Annotated in this window: 16 protein-coding genes; 13 read left to right on the forward strand and 3 right to left on the reverse strand. The window is 64.3% G+C overall.

Annotated features, from left to right (window positions below; genetic code table 11):
• Window positions 1-45 precede the first annotated feature (45 nt).
• From QLG02_RS02590 to QLG02_RS02620, 7 genes are all read left to right on the forward strand, one after another.
• A complete protein-coding gene (locus QLG02_RS02590) occupies window positions 46-690 on the forward strand; it encodes a thermostable hemolysin (protein WP_282464436.1) in 645 nt (214 codons plus the stop codon).
• Window positions 687-2,153, forward strand: a complete 1,467-nt coding sequence (locus tag QLG02_RS02595) for an AMP-dependent synthetase/ligase (protein WP_282464437.1) — start codon at window positions 687-689, stop codon at window positions 2,151-2,153. The genes QLG02_RS02590 and QLG02_RS02595 overlap by 4 nt, the downstream gene beginning before the upstream one ends.
• Window positions 2,150-2,809, forward strand: coding sequence for an iron-containing redox enzyme family protein (locus tag QLG02_RS02600; RefSeq protein WP_017409224.1), 660 nt, complete (start codon window positions 2,150-2,152; stop codon window positions 2,807-2,809). The genes QLG02_RS02595 and QLG02_RS02600 overlap by 4 nt, the downstream gene beginning before the upstream one ends.
• Window positions 2,806-3,651, forward strand: a complete 846-nt coding sequence (locus tag QLG02_RS02605) for an SDR family oxidoreductase (RefSeq protein ID WP_282464438.1) — start codon at window positions 2,806-2,808, stop codon at window positions 3,649-3,651. The genes QLG02_RS02600 and QLG02_RS02605 overlap by 4 nt, the downstream gene beginning before the upstream one ends.
• Before the next feature lies 1 nt (window position 3,652).
• Window positions 3,653-4,291, forward strand: coding sequence for a tetratricopeptide repeat protein (locus QLG02_RS02610; protein ID WP_103826950.1), 639 nt, complete (start codon window positions 3,653-3,655; stop codon window positions 4,289-4,291).
• Between the two features lie 82 nt (window positions 4,292-4,373).
• Window positions 4,374-5,063: a response regulator gene (locus QLG02_RS02615; protein ID WP_282464439.1), complete on the forward strand. Its 690-nt coding sequence runs from the start codon at window positions 4,374-4,376 to the stop codon at window positions 5,061-5,063.
• Window positions 5,060-6,499, forward strand: a complete 1,440-nt coding sequence (locus QLG02_RS02620; RefSeq protein WP_041217535.1) for an ATP-binding protein — start codon at window positions 5,060-5,062, stop codon at window positions 6,497-6,499. The genes QLG02_RS02615 and QLG02_RS02620 overlap by 4 nt, the downstream gene beginning before the upstream one ends.
• 56 nt (window positions 6,500-6,555) lie before the next feature.
• Here QLG02_RS02620 and QLG02_RS02625 read toward each other — a convergent pair whose 3' ends face one another.
• Entirely contained in the window at window positions 6,556-7,062 is a 507-nt protein-coding gene (locus QLG02_RS02625; protein WP_106553156.1) for an ATP-dependent zinc protease, read from the reverse strand.
• 405 nt (window positions 7,063-7,467) lie between these two features.
• Between QLG02_RS02625 and QLG02_RS02630 the strand changes: the two genes are divergently transcribed.
• The 6 genes from QLG02_RS02630 to QLG02_RS02655 all read left to right on the forward strand — a co-directional run bounded on the left by QLG02_RS02630 (window position 7,468) and on the right by QLG02_RS02655 (window position 13,189).
• On the forward strand, window positions 7,468-8,511 hold the full coding sequence (locus tag QLG02_RS02630) for a GMP reductase (RefSeq protein WP_106553157.1): 1,044 nt from the start codon (window positions 7,468-7,470) through the stop codon (window positions 8,509-8,511).
• Between the two features lie 199 nt (window positions 8,512-8,710).
• Window positions 8,711-9,919 carry an elongation factor P maturation arginine rhamnosyltransferase EarP gene (earP, locus tag QLG02_RS02635; RefSeq protein ID WP_282464440.1) on the forward strand — a complete coding sequence of 403 codons (1,209 nt, stop codon included), beginning with the start codon at window positions 8,711-8,713 and terminating at the stop codon, window positions 9,917-9,919.
• A 43-nt stretch (window positions 9,920-9,962) separates the two neighbouring features.
• Window positions 9,963-10,529, forward strand: coding sequence for an elongation factor P (gene efp / locus QLG02_RS02640; protein WP_011707002.1), 567 nt, complete (start codon window positions 9,963-9,965; stop codon window positions 10,527-10,529).
• Between the two features lie 139 nt (window positions 10,530-10,668).
• Window positions 10,669-11,289 carry a DUF2238 domain-containing protein gene (locus QLG02_RS02645; protein ID WP_282464441.1) on the forward strand — a complete coding sequence of 207 codons (621 nt, stop codon included), beginning with the start codon at window positions 10,669-10,671 and terminating at the stop codon, window positions 11,287-11,289.
• 73 nt (window positions 11,290-11,362) lie between these two features.
• On the forward strand, window positions 11,363-12,115 hold the full coding sequence (locus QLG02_RS02650; protein WP_282464442.1) for a DUF3530 family protein: 753 nt from the start codon (window positions 11,363-11,365) through the stop codon (window positions 12,113-12,115).
• Window positions 12,116-12,232: 117 nt separating this feature from the next.
• The gene (locus QLG02_RS02655; protein WP_011707005.1) at window positions 12,233-13,189 is read left to right on the forward strand and encodes a D-2-hydroxyacid dehydrogenase; all 957 of its coding nucleotides are present in this window, start codon (window positions 12,233-12,235) and stop codon (window positions 13,187-13,189) included.
• Between the two features lie 63 nt (window positions 13,190-13,252).
• Here the strand turns inward: QLG02_RS02655 and QLG02_RS02660 are convergent, their stop codons facing one another.
• Both QLG02_RS02660 and QLG02_RS02665 read right to left on the reverse strand, forming a co-directional pair.
• Window positions 13,253-13,723 (reverse strand): YMGG-like glycine zipper-containing protein, encoded by a 471-nt coding sequence (locus QLG02_RS02660; protein WP_282464443.1) that lies wholly within the window; start codon window positions 13,721-13,723, stop codon window positions 13,253-13,255.
• A gap of 209 nt (window positions 13,724-13,932) precedes the next feature.
• Window positions 13,933-15,486, reverse strand: a complete 1,554-nt coding sequence (locus QLG02_RS02665; RefSeq protein ID WP_282464444.1) for a GGDEF domain-containing protein — start codon at window positions 15,484-15,486, stop codon at window positions 13,933-13,935.
• Between the last annotated feature and the right edge of the window lie 235 nt (window positions 15,487-15,721).

The raw sequence follows: 15,721 nt of genomic DNA on the forward strand, positions 1-15,721 counted from the left end.
GTTTGCCCCTTTAGTCTGATGACAATCGACAAGAAGGAGCCATCCATGACCACCGACATTCAAGCCCCCTATCGGCTGACGCTGGCCGATACCCCGCAACAGGTCATGGCACTGCAGGGCTACATCCAGGCCGCCTACAGCCAGGAGTTCAACGCCCGTATTCCCCATTTTCTGCCCTGCCTGCTCGGCCTCTACCGGGCTGACGGCCTGCTGGTCGGCGCCTGCGGTCTCAAGCTGGCCGGCAGCGAGCGCCTCTATCTGGAGCAGTATCTGGAGCAGCCCATCGAGGCCGCCATCGAAACCCGGCTCGGCACCCCCGCCCGGCGTGATCGCATCGTCGAGGTGGGCAACCTCGCCTGCAGCGAGCCCGGCAACGCCCGCCTGATGTTTGCGGCGCTCTGCCGCCTGCTGTGCGACAACGACCTCGACTACGTGGTGTTCACCGGCACCGCCAAGCTACGCAACAGCTTTCACCGCCTCCACCTCACCCCGGTCGAGCTGGCCCCCGCCCAGGCCGACAAGGTGGGGGACGACGCCAGCGCCTGGGGCGCCTATTACCACTGCCAGCCCAAGGTGATGGTCGGCGATCTCGGCCTCGGACGGCAGGCGCTGGCCCAGGGCAGCCTGCTGCTCTCCCTGCTGGCGCCCATGCCGTCCCTGTTCAACTGCCCGCACCGGAGCGCCTTATGATGCTGTTTGACCAAATCGCCTACTTCGCCCGCCAGACGCCCCACAGCCCGGCTCTTGCCAGCAGCCAGCACAGCCTCAGCTACGAGGCGCTGTGGCAGCAGCTGCCGCCGCTGGCCGACCGCCTGCAGATGGCCGGGATCAGCCGGCTGGCGCTGCAGCTCGACAACGGCCTGCCCTGGGCGCTAATCGATCTCGCCTGCACCATGGCCGGCATCGTGGTGATCCCGATCCCCCACTTCTTCAGCCTGGAGCAGCAGGAGTGGCTGCTGGAGAGCAGCGGCGCCGACGCCCTGATCGGTCCCTACCATCCTGGTTGGCAGGCCAGCGATCCGTTGCAACTGGCGGTCGGCGAGCTGCCGTTATGGCGCCGCACTCCTGCCCGGTTGCCGCCTCTGCCGGCCGGCACCGCCAAGATCACCTATACCTCCGGCACCACGGGTCAGCCCAAAGGCGTCTGCCTGTCGCTGGCCCAGATGATGGCGGTCTGCGCCTCGCTGGCCGAACGGGTCGCCCCGGCCAACGTCGAGAAGCACCTGACCCTGCTGCCGCTCACCACCCTGCTGGAAAACCTGACCGGCCTCTACGTGCCGCTGCTCACCGGCGCCTGCAGCCGCATCCCTTCGCTGGCGGAGCTCGGCTTTGCCGGCTCCAGCAAGCTGGACCCGGCCACCCTGGCCCAGGCCCTGCTGCGCTGGCCCACCCACAGTCTGGTGCTGGTGCCCGAGCTGCTGCGCCTGCTGCTGGCCCTGTGCAGCGCCAACCCGGCGCTGGCCGAGCAACTGGCCGGCCTGCGCTTCGTCGCGGTGGGCGGCGGCAAGGTCTCGCCCGAGCTCATCAGCCGGGCCCGCAAGCTGGGGCTGCCGGTCTACGAGGGATACGGCCTATCGGAATGCGGCTCCGTCGTGGCCCTCAACGGCCCCGACGGCCACAGCCTGGGCAGCGTCGGCCAGCCACTGCCCCACTGCCGGGTATCGATCGCCGCCGACGGCGAGATCCTGGTGGAAGGGGCCGCCATGCTCGGCTATCTGGGCAGCGACGAACCGACGCCAGCACGGGTCGCAACCGGCGATCTGGGCCATCTGGATGATGAGGGCTATCTGCACATCACCGGGCGCAAGAAGAACGTTCAGATCACCGCCTTTGGCCGCAACTTCTCCCCCGAGTGGATCGAGGCGGAAGCCCAGCTCTGTCCGGCCATCGCCCGCATCGTGATCTTCGGCGACGGCCAGCCGGCCAACGTCGCCCTGATCCAGCCACTGCCCGGCGCCGACGCCCAGCTGGCCCAGCAGATCGAGCAGCTCAATCACCGCCTGCCCGACTATGCCCGCATCCATCACTGGCTGCCGGTGGCGCTGGATCAGCATCCGGAGCTGCTGACCGCCAACGGTCGCCCCTGTCGCGAACGGATTTATCACCACTTTTCCCGGCAGATCAGCCAATGCCTTACAGGAGAGACCTCATGAGCTTCTATCAAGTGCTGCAACAAGCCACCGCCCCGGCCCGGGAGCATCTGTTCAACGCCCCCATCATAGAGGCGTGCCGCAAGGGGGAGATCTCCCGCGACATCTACCTGCGCTTCCTCTCCCAGGCTTTCTATCACGTGCGCCACACGGTGCCGCTCTTGATGGCCACCGGCGGCAAGCTGGGTCAGGAGTATGAGTGGGTGCGCGGCGCCATCGCCGAGTACATCGACGAGGAGTACGGCCATCAGGAGTGGATCCTGAGCGACATCCGCGCCTGTGGCGGCGATGCCGAGGCGGTGCGCCACGGCCAGCCCGAGCTGCCCATCGAGCTGATGGTGGCCTTTCTCTACGACCAGGTACAGCGCGGCAACCCCATGGGCTTCTTCGGCATGGTCCAGGTGCTGGAAGGTACCAGCGTCGCCATCGCCCTGACCGTGGCCGATCAGCTCAAGGCGGGTCTCGGCCTGCCGCCCCAGGCCATGAGCTACCTGAGCTCCCACGGCGCGCTGGATCAGGAGCACCTCAAGTTCTTCGAGTCCCTGATGAACCGGGTGGAAGCCCCGGCCGATCAGGCAGCCATCATTCACTCGGCCAAGGTGGTCTACCGCCTCTACGCCGACATGCTCTATCAACTGACGGAAAACCAGACATCATGAAGCTTGAAGGAAAACTCGTGCTGCTCACGGGCGCCAGCGGCGGGATCGGCGAAGCGCTGGCCCAGGAGCTGGCAGCCCAGGGGGCGCGCCTGTTGCTGCACGGACGCAGGGCCAGTGCACTGGAGCGGCTTCGCAAGGAGCTGCCGCACCCGGAGCGTCACCAGACGGTGATCGCCGATCTGGGCTCGCCCCAGGAGCGGGCCAAACTGCTGCAGCACCCGGCGCTGGACGAGGGGCTGGACGTGCTGATCAACAACGCCGGCTGCAACCAGTTTGCCTGGCTGGAGGATCAGAGCAGCGAGCAGGTGGAGCGCCAGCTGCTGCTCAACGTCGAGGCGCCGATCCAGCTCACCCGCATGCTGCTGCCCCGCCTGCGCAAGCCGGCGGTGATCATGAACGTCGGCTCCAGCTTCGGCGCCATCGGCTACGCCGGCTACAGCGTCTATTGCGCCAGCAAGTTCGCCCTGCGCGGCTTCAGCGAGGCGCTCGGCCGCGAGCTGGAGGGCACCGGCATCCAGGTGCTGCACTTTGCTCCCCGCGCTACCCGTACCCGCCTCAACTCGGAGGCGGCCTACGAGATGAATGCCGAGCTCGGCACCCACACCGACAGCCCGCAGGACGTGGCCGAGGAGGCCGTCATCGCCCTGTGCAACGAAACCCGCCGCAGCTGGCTCGGCTGGCCGGAGAAGCTGTTCGTGCGGCTCAACGGCCTGCTGCCCGGCCTGGTCGACCGGGCGCTGGCCAAGCAAAAACCCATCATAGAGCGCTATGCCCGCCACGCGGCGCCCGCAGCCAGCAATGCGGGACACACCACTTCCGTCATGACAGAGAAGGAACGTTAAGATGAAGCACGCCACTTTCCGCCCCCGTTTCACCCACGGCGCCCTCCTGCTGCTCATGCTGGGCTCGGGGATGGCCCAGGCCGCCGACGCCCTGCCCGTCATTCAGCAGCAGTGGGCCGTCTGTCAGTATCAGCAAACCGGCAAGGCCAAGGAGAGCTGCCTCGAACAATTGAGCAGCCAGGCCGATCAGGCCAGCGCCAAGGAGGCCTTTCGCACCGACCTGCTGATCTGGTCGGCCATCGTCAAGAGCACCTGGGCCGGTGCCAAGGGCGGGCTGGGGGCGCTCGGTCTGGTCAAGGAGGCCAAGGCCAAGCTGGAGATCGCCCTCAAGCAGGATCCCAAGGCACTGGACGGCTCCGCCTACACCAGCCTGGGCTCGCTCTACTATCAGGTGCCGGGCTGGCCGGTGGGTTTTGGCGATGACGAGAAGGCCGAGCAGCTGCTCAAGCAGGCGCTGGCCATCAACCCGACCGGCATCGATCCCAACTTCTTCTACGGCGACTTCCTGCTGGATCAGGGCCGCAAGGCCGAGGCCAAGGGCTATCTGGAGAAGGCGCTGAGCGCCCCGCCCCGGCCGGGCCGCGAGCTGGCGGATCAGGGTCGACGCATCGAGATCCGCGATCGCCTCGACAAGCTATAAACCCAAGTCGGCTCAGAGCGCTATTTAAACTCTGCCCACCAGCTTGCATACTGGTGGGCAGCGTCTTTTGAGGGGAATAACAATGCGGATCCTGTTGGTGGAAGATGATGTGATGCTGGGTGACGGCATGGTGGATGCCCTGCGCAGCAGCGGCTACACGGTGGACTGGCTGCAGCAGGGGCTGCCCGCCCTGTCGGTGCTCAAGAGCGAGGAGTTTGCCGCGCTCATTCTGGATCTCAACCTGCCGGACATCGACGGCATCAGCCTGCTGCGCAAACTGCGCCGGGAAGGCCAGACGCTGCCGGTGCTGATCCTCACCGCCCGCGACGCCCTGGACGACCGGGTGCTGGGGCTGGATGCGGGCTCCGACGACTACATGGTCAAGCCGTTCGCCCTGCAGGAGCTCAACGCCCGCCTGCGCGCCCTGGTGCGGCGCAGCAAGGGCCAGGCCCAGGCGGTACTGGAATACGGCGAGCTGCAGCTCTATCCCGAGTCCCAGCAGGTCACCTATCGCGGCGAGCCGGTCAAGCTCACCCCCCACGAATACAAGCTGCTGCAGGAGCTCATCACCCAGAGCGGCCGGGTGCTGAGCAAGGATCAGCTGCAGCAGAGCCTCTACGGCTGGGACGAGGGGGCCGAGAGCAACGCGGTGGAGGTGCACATTCACCACCTGCGCAAGAAGTTCTACAACGACCTCATCCGCAATATCCGCGGGGTCGGCTATATCATTCCCCAGCTTGAACAGGCCCAGCGCCGGGACCACCGGGCATGACGCGTCCCCGCTCCATCCGCCGCTTCCTGCTCTCCGGCATCCTGGCGCTGGTCAGCGCCAGCCTGGCCATCAGCGCCCTCATCGGTTATCTGGAGGCCAACCACGAGATGGAGGAGCTGTTCGATGCCCGTCTCGCCCAGTCCTCCCGCATCACCAACCAGCTGCTCAGCCGCTATCTGGAGCAAAATGGCGAACTGCCCGCCAACGGCACCGTCTATCAGGACTGGGAGCAGCACAACCCGGATCAGTGGCAGAAGGACACCAGCTTCAACCTGCGGGGGGAGGACAGGGAGCTCACCCCCTTCGGCCACGAATTCGAGCGCAACCTCTACTTCCAGCTGCTGAGCGAGCAGGGCCACATACTGCTGCGCTCCCCCAGCGCCCCCAGCCAACCCCTCGGCGCCCTGGCCCCCGGCTTCAACAACGTCACCAAGGACAACCACGAGTGGCGCACTTTCACCCTCTACAACCAGGACGAGCACACCTGGCTCATCGTGGCGGAGCGGGATGACGAGCGCAGCGAGCTGGCCAGCAAGATGGCCACCCTGGCCATGCTGCCGCTGCTCATCACCCTGCCCTTCCTGCTCGGCCTGCTGTGGTGGCTCATCTCCCGCGGGCTGGCGCCGTTGCGGCTGCTGGCCCAGGCCATCGGTGAACGCCACCCGGCCAACCTGAGCCCGCTCACCCTGAAGATCCGGGCCCAGGAGCTGACCCCGCTCACCAACGAGATCAACCGCTTGATGCACGCGCTGGCCGACACCATAGAGCGGGAGAAGCAGTTCACCAACGAGGCGGCCCACGAACTGCGTACCCCGCTGGCGGTGCTGCGCATCCACAGCGAGAACGCGCTGGCCGCCGAGGATGCCGAGAGCCGTCAGCACTCCCTGCAAAAGATGCTGCTGGCGCTCGATCGCAGCGATCGGCTGCTGCGCCAGCTGCTGACCCAGGCCCGCATCGATAACCAGCAGGGGCTGGAGCTGACCGAGCTCAACCTGAACCAGCTGCTGCAGGGCACCCTGGCCACCCTGGCCCCCATCGCCCTGAAAAAGGATCAGCAGCTGTCGCTGGAAGGCACCGAACAGCTGACGGTAATGGGGCAGGCCACCCTGCTGGAGCTGATGTTCAGTAACCTCATCGACAACGCGCTGCGCTACACCCAGGCGCAGGGCGAGATCGCGGTCGAGGCGCGCCAGGAGGGGCACAGGGTCAGGGTCGACATTCGCGACAACGGCCCCGGCATCCCCACCGCCGCCCTGTCGCGCCTGTGCGAGCGCTTCTTTCGGGTCAATCCCCAGCAGGGGGACGGGGTCGGCCTCGGCATGGCCATCGTCTCGCGCATTGCCCAGTTGCACGGAGCCGATCTCGACATCCACAACCGGCCGGAAGGGGGACTGGAGGTGAGCGTGCTGCTGCCCGCCCCCTCCCGCCCTGCCTGATCATCACCATAAAAAACGGGGGCCTGGCCCCCGTTTTTTTATATCGTTCGCTTCCCTCAGCGACAGCTCGGCTGCACCGTGAAGGTGCGGCTCGAATCCACTGCGCCGAGATCCGCCAGCAGGCGGCGCCCCAGCAGCACCGGATAGATCATCTTGCTGCGATCGCGCAGGGTGAACCACTCCTCATACACCTTGTCGCCCAGGCAGATGGACATGGTGACCGTGGGGCGCTGCTCCATGCCGCCGGCGCCACGCACCGTCACCATGTGCTCCACCGGTCGCTCCAGGGTCTGGCTCACCTGCCGGTCGGTGTTGGCATCGGTCACCTGCAGGGTAAAGCGCACCCAGGACTTGCCGTCACGCTTGAAGTGGCGCAGATCCCGCGCATCGAGCGAGGAGGTGAGCGCCCCGGTATCGAGCTTCATCTTCACCGCCACCCCGCTCGGCATGATGAGCCCCTTCTCAATCCAGCCGTAGACGGCGGGATCGGCAGCAGCCCGCGCCGCTCCCGGCAGGGCGAGACTGACCAGCAACAGCAGCGGCATCATTCGCAATCCGAACATCTTCACTCCTTGTCAGGGCAGGGCCGACGCTGGCCCGAGCAGCCCAGAGTGGGGATGGAAAAGGCGGCTGTCAACTGGTGAACGTGGCCGCCTCGCCGCCACCAGCGCGGCCATGGCGCGTAACGTCAGGATCACGCAGCAGCTTGCCAAACAGGATTCAATCAGGATCTTTCAAGTAGACGAACGGGGAGACATGAGCGGGGCTGGATGAAACCCAAGGCTGCGCTCAGGTTGTGACGCCAAAGGCTACCACAAGGCTTCGTGAATTATCAGTCTTGTTCCGACGGGATTTTTGCCTACACTGTTGTAAACCGGAGGGCCTGAAAACCACCGGTTTTTTTGCGCCTGCCGAAAAGTTGCCACTGCAAAGTGACCTATCAAACAAGGCTCAATAAGGAATTCGTAATGCGTATCGAAGAAGACTTGAAGCTCGGTTTCAAGGATGTCCTGTTCCGCCCCAAGCGCTCTACTCTCAAGAGCCGTTCCCAAGTCAGCCTGACCCGTCAGTTCACCTTCAAGCACACCCAGACCCAATGGCAAGGGGTGCCCGTCATCGCCGCCAACATGGATACCGTCGGCAGCTTCGCCATGGCGCGTACCCTGGCCAGCTTCGAGATGATGACCGCAGTTCACAAGCACTACAGCCTTGCGCAGTGGCAAGCCTTCGTCAATGAGACCGACCCGGCGCTGCTGGGTCACGTGATGGTCTCTACCGGCACCTCTGAGGATGACTTCACCAAGACCCGCCAGATCCTGGCCATGTCCAGCGCCCTGCGCTTCATCTGCGTCGACGTGGCCAACGGCTACTCCCAGCACTTCGTCGAGTTTCTGCGCAAGATCCGCGAGGCCTGCCCGAACCACGTCATCCTGGCGGGCAACGTGGTCACCGGCGAGATGGTGGAGGAGCTGATCCTCTCCGGCGCCGACATCGTCAAAGTGGGCATAGGCCCGGGCTCGGTCTGCACCACCCGGGTCAAGACCGGGGTCGGCTACCCGCAGCTCTCCGCCATCATCGAGTGTGCCGATGCGGCCCATGGTCTGGGCGGTCAGATCGTCGGTGACGGCGGCTGCACCTGCCCGGGGGATGTGGCCAAGGCGTTTGGCGGCGGCGCCGACTTCGTGATGCTGGGCGGCATGCTTGCGGCCCACGAGGAGTGCGGCGGCGAAATCGTCGACGTGGATGGCGAACCCTTCATGAAGTTCTACGGCATGAGCTCCTCAAGTGCCATGGACAAGCACGCTGGCGGCGTCGCCGAGTACCGCGCCTCCGAGGGCAAAACCGTGCTGTTGCCCTATCGCGGCCCGGTCGAAAACACGGTGCGTGACATTCTGGGCGGGGTGCGCTCCACCTGCACCTACGTCGGTGCCAGCCAGCTGAAAGAACTCACCAAGCGCACCACCTTTATCCGGGTGCGCGAGCAAGAGAACAACGTCTACGGCAAGGAGTAAACCCGGTCCATCTGCTTTTACCGCCTGCTAAAAGAACTGCACAAAGCACACACCACCTTTATCCGGGTGCGTGAGCAAGAGAACAACGTCTACGGCAAGGAGTAACCTGCCGCAGCCGCCGTCACGCGCTGACGGTTAGAAGCCAGTCAACCGGTGTGCTACCCTGCGCACCGGTTTTTTTGTATCTGGATGCCCTGACATGACCAGCCCCCTCCCCCAATTTGACTGGGATATCTTCTGCTGCGTAGTGGACAACTTCGGCGACATCGGCGTCACCTGGCGACTGGCCCGCCAGCTGAAACAGGAAGGTGCTCTCCCGACCCACGGCGATGAGGTCCAGGTGCGGCTCTGGGTGGACGATCTGGCAAGCTTCGCCCGTATCTGTCCGGGGCTCGACCCCGCGCAGGATAGCCAGTGGGTCGATGGCATCCATATCCAGCACTGGCACGACACCCTGCCGGCCGACACCCTCCCGGCCAAAGTGGTGATCGAGGCCTTTGCCTGCCAGCTGCCCGCCCCCTTCATTGAACGAATGGCCGAGCAGATGGCGAGCCAGCCCAAGCCCCCTTGCTGGATCAACCTCGAATACCTCTCGGCCGAATCCTGGGTCGAGGATTGCCATGCCCTTGCCTCGCCCCAGCGGGTCGGCAACCAGAGCCTCAACAAATACTTCTTCTTCCCGGGCTTCACGGCCAGAACCGGAGGCCTCCTGTGCGAGCGCGGCCTCATCGCCGAGCGTGAGCGCTGGCAACAGGATGAAGCCGGGCTTGCCGCCTACTGGGCCAGCCTCGGCCTGCCGCCCAAGCAAGAGCACGAGCTGCGGGTCAGTCTCTTCACCTACGAGAGCCCCGCCCTGACCAGCCTGGTCGAGAGCTGGTGCCAGAGCGCCACGCCCGTCACCCTGCTGCTGCCGCTCGGGCGCTCCCTCAACGACGTGCTCACCGGCGCCGGGCTGGCAGCGGCCATTCCGACGGCCAAGGCAGGCGCGCTGCTGCAGGCGGGCAACCTCACCATCAAGCTGCTGCCGATGACCGATCAGGCCGGTTACGATCGGCTGCTGTGGAGCTGCGATCTCAATCTGGTGCGCGGGGAGGACTCCTTCGTGCGGGCCCAGTGGGCCGCCCGCCCCTTCCTGTGGCACATCTATCCGCAGGAAGAGCAGGCTCACATGGTCAAGCTGGACGGCTTTCTCGACCACTATCTGGCAAAGCTGCCCACCGCCACCGGCCAGTGGCTGCGCGGTTTCAGCCACGCCCTCAATCAGGGGGAAAACTGTCGCGATTGGTGGGCGCAATGGCCGGAACACGCCGCGATATGGCGGCAACATGGGCGACCTTGGTCACAGAAGCAGCTCAGGGATGGGGATCTCGTCACTCGGCTGGTGAAATTTTTAGAAAGCCGTATATAATCTGGCAGTTTTTATCTGCCCGTATACGAACAGGAATTTTTACATGAAAACCGCACAGGAAATCCGCGCTGGTAACGTCGTCATGATCGGTACCGAGCCGATGGTGGTCCAGAAAGCCGAATTCAACAAATCCGGCCGTAACTCCGCCGTGGTCAAGATGAAGCTGAAAGGCCTGCTGAACGGCAGCGCCACCGAGACCGTATTCAAGGCCGACGACAAGCTGGAAGTTGTTCAGCTGGAACGTAAAGAGTGCACCTACTCCTACTTCTCCGACCCCCTGTATGTCTTCATGGACACCGAGTACAACCAGTACGACGTCGAGAAAGACAACCTGGGTGATGCCCTGAACTACATGGTTGACGGCATGGAAGACATCTGCGAAGTGACTTTCTACAACGAGAAAGCCATCTCCGTAGAACTGCCGACCACCATCGTTCGCGAAGTCGAGTACACCGAGCCGGCCGCCCGTGGCGACACCTCCGGTAAAGTGACCAAGCCGGCCCGTCTGAAGGGCACTACCTACGAGCTGGCCGTTGCCGCCTTCGTAGAGATCGGCGACAAGATCGAAATCGATACCCGCACCGGTGAGTTCAAGCGTCGCGTCAACTAAGTTGACCCCTTGAATCCATGGTGAAAAAGCGAGCCTTCGGCTCGCTTTTTTTATGGGTGCACGACGCCACCCGGCTGTATTCGAAGCGCAAACATGGCTAAATGGGCAAGCTGGTTTGTGCCATCCCCCGGAGCGCCCCATGACATCTCTGCATAAAGGTCTGTTGCTGCTGTTGACCCTAGTACTGCTGATCCTCTCCGGCTGGCAACCCTATGACCGGGCGACCTGGCTGATGGAGGTCGCCCCCGTACTCATCGCCATGCCGCTGCTTGCCCTGACACACCGCCATTTTCCGCTCACCAGCCTGCTCTATCTGTGCATCACCCTGCACGCCATGGTGCTGATGCTGGGCGGCGCCTATACCTACGCCCGCGTCCCGCTGGGATTCGAGCTGCAGCAGTGGCTCGAGCTCGGCCGCAACCCCTATGACAAGATTGGCCACTTCTTTCAGGGCTTCGTGCCCGCCCTGGTGTGCCGGGAGATCCTGCTGCGCGGAGGCTATGTGCAGGGCCGGCGCATGCTGGCGTTTCTGGTGGTCTGTGTGGTGCTCGCCATCAGCGCCACCTACGAGTTCATCGAGTGGGGGGCCGCCCTCGCGCTCGGTCAGGGGGCGGATGAGTTTCTCGGCACCCAGGGCGACCCCTGGGATACCCAGTCCGACATGTTCTTCGCCCTGATTGGCGCCGTCACTGCTCTGCTGCTGCTCTCGCCCCTGCACGACCGCCAGCTGGCCAGGCTCGCCAGCACCGAGCGGCCGTGACTCTAGCACTGCCACTTCCCCCTTCAGAAAACCGGCCTGGTGCCGCTAACCCGAATAACCGGGGGAGCGCACTATGGCCAGATTGTTCTTATCACTGCTGTTACTGACCCTGCTGGCAAGCAACCCCTTGCAGGCCAGCGAGGGCACACCGCTGACGCCGCTCGATTACTGGCAGAACAACGACTGGCAGGGGCTGCCCAACAGCACCCAGATCGACAAGCAGACAGTGCTGTTCGCCAAGCACGATAGCGACAGCTATGTGGGGCTGGCCATCCTCTTGCCCGACTGGCAGCGCAGCGGCCAGCTGTGGCAGCTGACCCGGGCCCTCGGTCGACTCGGCTTCGATACCCTGCTGCTGCTCCCCTCGCCCCAGCAGACCGAACTGGACCCCGCCGCCGAGAAAAAGCAGCAGGCCATCGACGACTTTCGCAAGCAGTTTGCCACCCGCATCAGCAAGCTGGGGGATGCCAAGCTGCAGGAGGGGGGCTTCAAGCTGATACTGGCGCAAGGCACCGGCGCCGCCTGGGCCACCAACCTCATCGCCAGCGAACAGTTGCCCGCCCCCGACGCGCTGGTGCTGCTCGACGGTTTCTTCCCCGACCAGCAGAGCAACCAGATCTTCGCCAAGGAGATCGCCCAGGCCACCATGCCGACCCTCGACCTCTATCAGGAGGATGGCGGACACTGGCCGCTGCTGGCCGCCGAGGCGCGCAGAAGCGAAAGCCGCCGCAGCCACAAGCTCAACTACCGCCCCTACGCCCTGCTGGAACTGGATGAAACGCCGACCCGGATCCAGGGCTGGCTCACCCACCTCGGCTGGCTCTGACCCGAAAAATGCCACCTGCCTCACATCCGGCGCGATTGCCAAGCCGTTGAGGCGCAGCAAACTGGCCCTCGGTCGCCGATGTTTGGCATCATGAACGCCTCAACGGCAGGAGGCTCCATGCAGCAAATTGTGTTTCTCGACAGCGATACCCTGGATACCGGCATCACCCTGCGCCACCCCGACTTTCCCCATCACTGGCAGAGCTACCCGAGCACAGCCCCCGAGCAGGTGGTGGAGCGGCTCAAAGACGCCAGCATCGCCATCATTAACAAGGTACGCATCGGTGCCGCCGAGCTGGCCCGGCTGCCGGACCTGAAACTCATCGCGCTGGCCGCCACCGGCAGCGACAACGTGGATCTGGAGGCGTGCCGCGCCGCCAATGTCGGTGTCTGCAACATCCGCAACTACTCGGGCCCCTCGGTGCCGGAACACGCCATGGCGCTGATGCTGGCCCTGGCGCGCAACCTCTTCTGCTGGCGCCAGTCGCTGCTGGAGGGACGCTGGCAGCAGAGCGGCCAGTTCTGCTTCTTCGATCACCACATCACGGATCTGCACGGCAAGCGGCTCGGCATCATCGGCAAGGGGACACTCGGTCAGGCCCTCGGCGAGCGGGCCAGGGGGATCGGCATGGAGGTGCGCTACGCCCAGAGCCAGGTCGGCGCCAGCCACGACGAGGATCGGCTGCCGCTGGACGAGCTGCTGCAAAGCGCCGACGTCATCAGCCTGCACTGTCCGCTCACCCCCTATACCCGCAACCTGATTGGCGAGCGGGAGCTCGAGCTGATGAAGCCGGGCGCCCTGCTGATCAACGTCGGCCGCGGCGGTCTGGTGGACGAGGAGGCCCTGCTGCGGGCACTGGCCAACGGCCGCCTCGGCGGCGCCGGTTTCGACGTGGCGAGCGTCGAGCCGCCGCCTCCCGACCATCCGCTGATGCAGGCACTGCAGTACCCCCACTTTATCCTCACCCCCCACGTGGCCTGGGCCAGCGAGGAGTCGATGCAGCGCCTCGCCGATCAGCTGATCGACAACATCAACGCCTTCGCCGAGGGGCGCCGCCAACACCGGCTGGTGTGAGCGGCAAGCCAAGCCAAACAAAAGAGAGGGGCCTGTCGGCCCCTCTCTCATTGCTGGCTGCGATCAATCATCGTCGTGCCATCTGTGTTTCTTGTGCTTTTTGTGTTTCTTGTGGTGCCTGTGCTCATCGACGTAGTAACGGTCGTTGTTGCTCTTGTGGCCATCGCCAGTCTTGGCACCGATGGCGGAGCCACTGGCCCCGCCCACACCGGCCCCGATCAGCTGACCCGTGCTGCCACCCACGCTCTTGCCGATGGCCGCGCCACCAAGGGCCCCGACGGCGCCACCGAGCGCCGCTTCATTCTTGTTGCCCTTGTTGGCAGTGGCGGCGCCACCGGCCGCACCGCCCAGTGCCGCCCCCACCAGGGCGCCGGTATCACCGCCCAGCTCCTTGCCGATCATGGTGCCGGCCACGCCACCCGCACCGCCACCGAGGATGGTATTGAGTGTCTCCGAGGCCTGCGCTGCGCCGCTGACCAGCAGCAGTGAGCCCAGCAGGGCCAGGGCGCTCATGCCACGCTTGTTCATCTCCATGGGGTACTCCTGTCAAACCTGATTAATTTCCCCGAACTATACGATTCCCGCCAAAGGGCGCCACTGTCGCAGGAGAGCGACACCGCCTCCCGCGCCGCCTGTGATATCGATCAATTGGCTCATAAGATATTGAATCTAAATACGTAAATGAGATCGCATGGAAATTGGGCAGCGAACGGTGCCGGGGCCCACCGAGCGGCAGCGGTCGCTTAGCCGTTATCCATATGACAGGATCTGTCAGCACCCTGCTCCTGCCGGGTCCGCTCCGTCAAAGACCAGCCATCGCGCCCCAGCCGCTTGCTCCGATAGAGACACTCGTCGGCCCGCTCGAACAACAGCACACCGTCATCCGGGCTGTGAGCGCCGCCCACGCTCAGGGTCACCGCCTCGCGAAACTCTCGCCACTGCTGATTACGCACCCGCGCCAGCAGCCGGGTCAGCACGGACTCCAGCTCGCTGCGCGGCCAGGGCAGCAGGGCGGCGAACTCGTCTCCCCCGATCCGGTAGACGCAGCCACTGCCCAGCTCCGCCACCAGCAGCTCGGCCACCCGGCAGAGCACGCAGTCCCCCACCGTGTGCCCCCAGTTGTCATTGATGCGCTTGAAGTTGTCGACATCGAACAGCAGCAGCCAGTGAGGAGTGGCGCTCTCCTCCAGTTCGCTGCGACGCTGGGTGAAGGCCCGCCGGTTCATGATACCGGTGAGGGGGTCATGCAGCAGGGCATCCTGCCCCTGCAGAAAGCTGGCCCGTACCTGATCTATCTCGCTCAGGCTGCTGTGCACGAACCAGGTCTTCAGCTGGCAGGGTGTCTGGGTCGGATCCCGCACTATGCCGGTCAGCGAGCCGGCCACCAGCGCCTGCTCCTGATTGAACACCCGCACCAGAAAGTTGATGCTGCAAAACCAGATGGCAAACAGCGAGAGAAGCGGCAACACCACCATCAGCAGGGCCTCCTCGAGGCCGTCGTGAAACAGCTCTGGCGGCAGATAGATGTTGAGATCCCAGTCGATCCCCTCCAGCTCCCGGCGCAGATGGCGGCCATGCCAGATCACCTCCAGAGCGCTGCCCACCACACCCGTCGTGGTCGCCGGCGGCTGATAGAGCGCCATGTTGCAGCCCACCACCAGTTCATCTCCCCCCCGCGAGCTGATGTAGATGGCCGCCTGATTGCGCCCCATGGCCCGCTGCAGTGCCTGCTGGATGGCGTTGAACGACATGTCGACCATCAGCAGGCCAAGCAGCTGACCATCCAGCCCCTTTACCCGCTTGATCAGGGTCAGGATCTGCTTGTCCGAGCCGTACTCCTGATAGGGACCCAACCAGATGAGCTCATCCCCCGGCATCGACAGTGCCCGATACCAGGGCCGGCTGGCGGCACGATACTCGGCAGGCTGCTGCCAGGCCGGGTAGCTGCTGATACGGTCCGTTTGCGGGTGGTAGAAGTAGATGTAGTGGCTGTCGCGCTTGATCTGGTGGGCAATGGCCCAGAGCGGGTTGTCGGCCGGCTCGCCGCGGGCGATGGCGGCCTTGTCCAGCGACGCTTCCAGCACCGCCAGCTGACGCTGGTTGGCCAGCACCAGCTCGTGGATCAGGGCCGCATCGAGGGAGGAGAGCATGTGGCCGTAGCCGGCCACCGTCTTGTCGATGCTGCGCAGATAGCTGGCCGTCGCCAAGGCCAGGGTCACCACCAGCACCAGGGTGCCCAGCAGCAGGGTCAACGAGGTCAACAGGTAGTAACGCCGACTAATCAACCATTGGATCATCAACACCCCGCAAAAAATTCTGTAATGCGAGGATTCTATGGCGGCCAAACAAAATCATTCATTGATTAAAATCAGCCGCCCTCCGGCTAACTGACAAAAAACATATAAACGTGATACCGCTCATCCATGCCGTGGATATGTATATCAACAAAAAGTAAAAACAGTGACCACTGTGCGTTGACGGCTAACCAGGAAGGGGGTGTTATAGTCTATAGCTTGAACAATCGGAGCCGGA

Source organism: Aeromonas sp. V90_14 (assembly GCF_029967615.1).
Taxonomy (GTDB): Bacteria; Pseudomonadota; Gammaproteobacteria; order Enterobacterales; family Aeromonadaceae; genus Aeromonas; species Aeromonas hydrophila.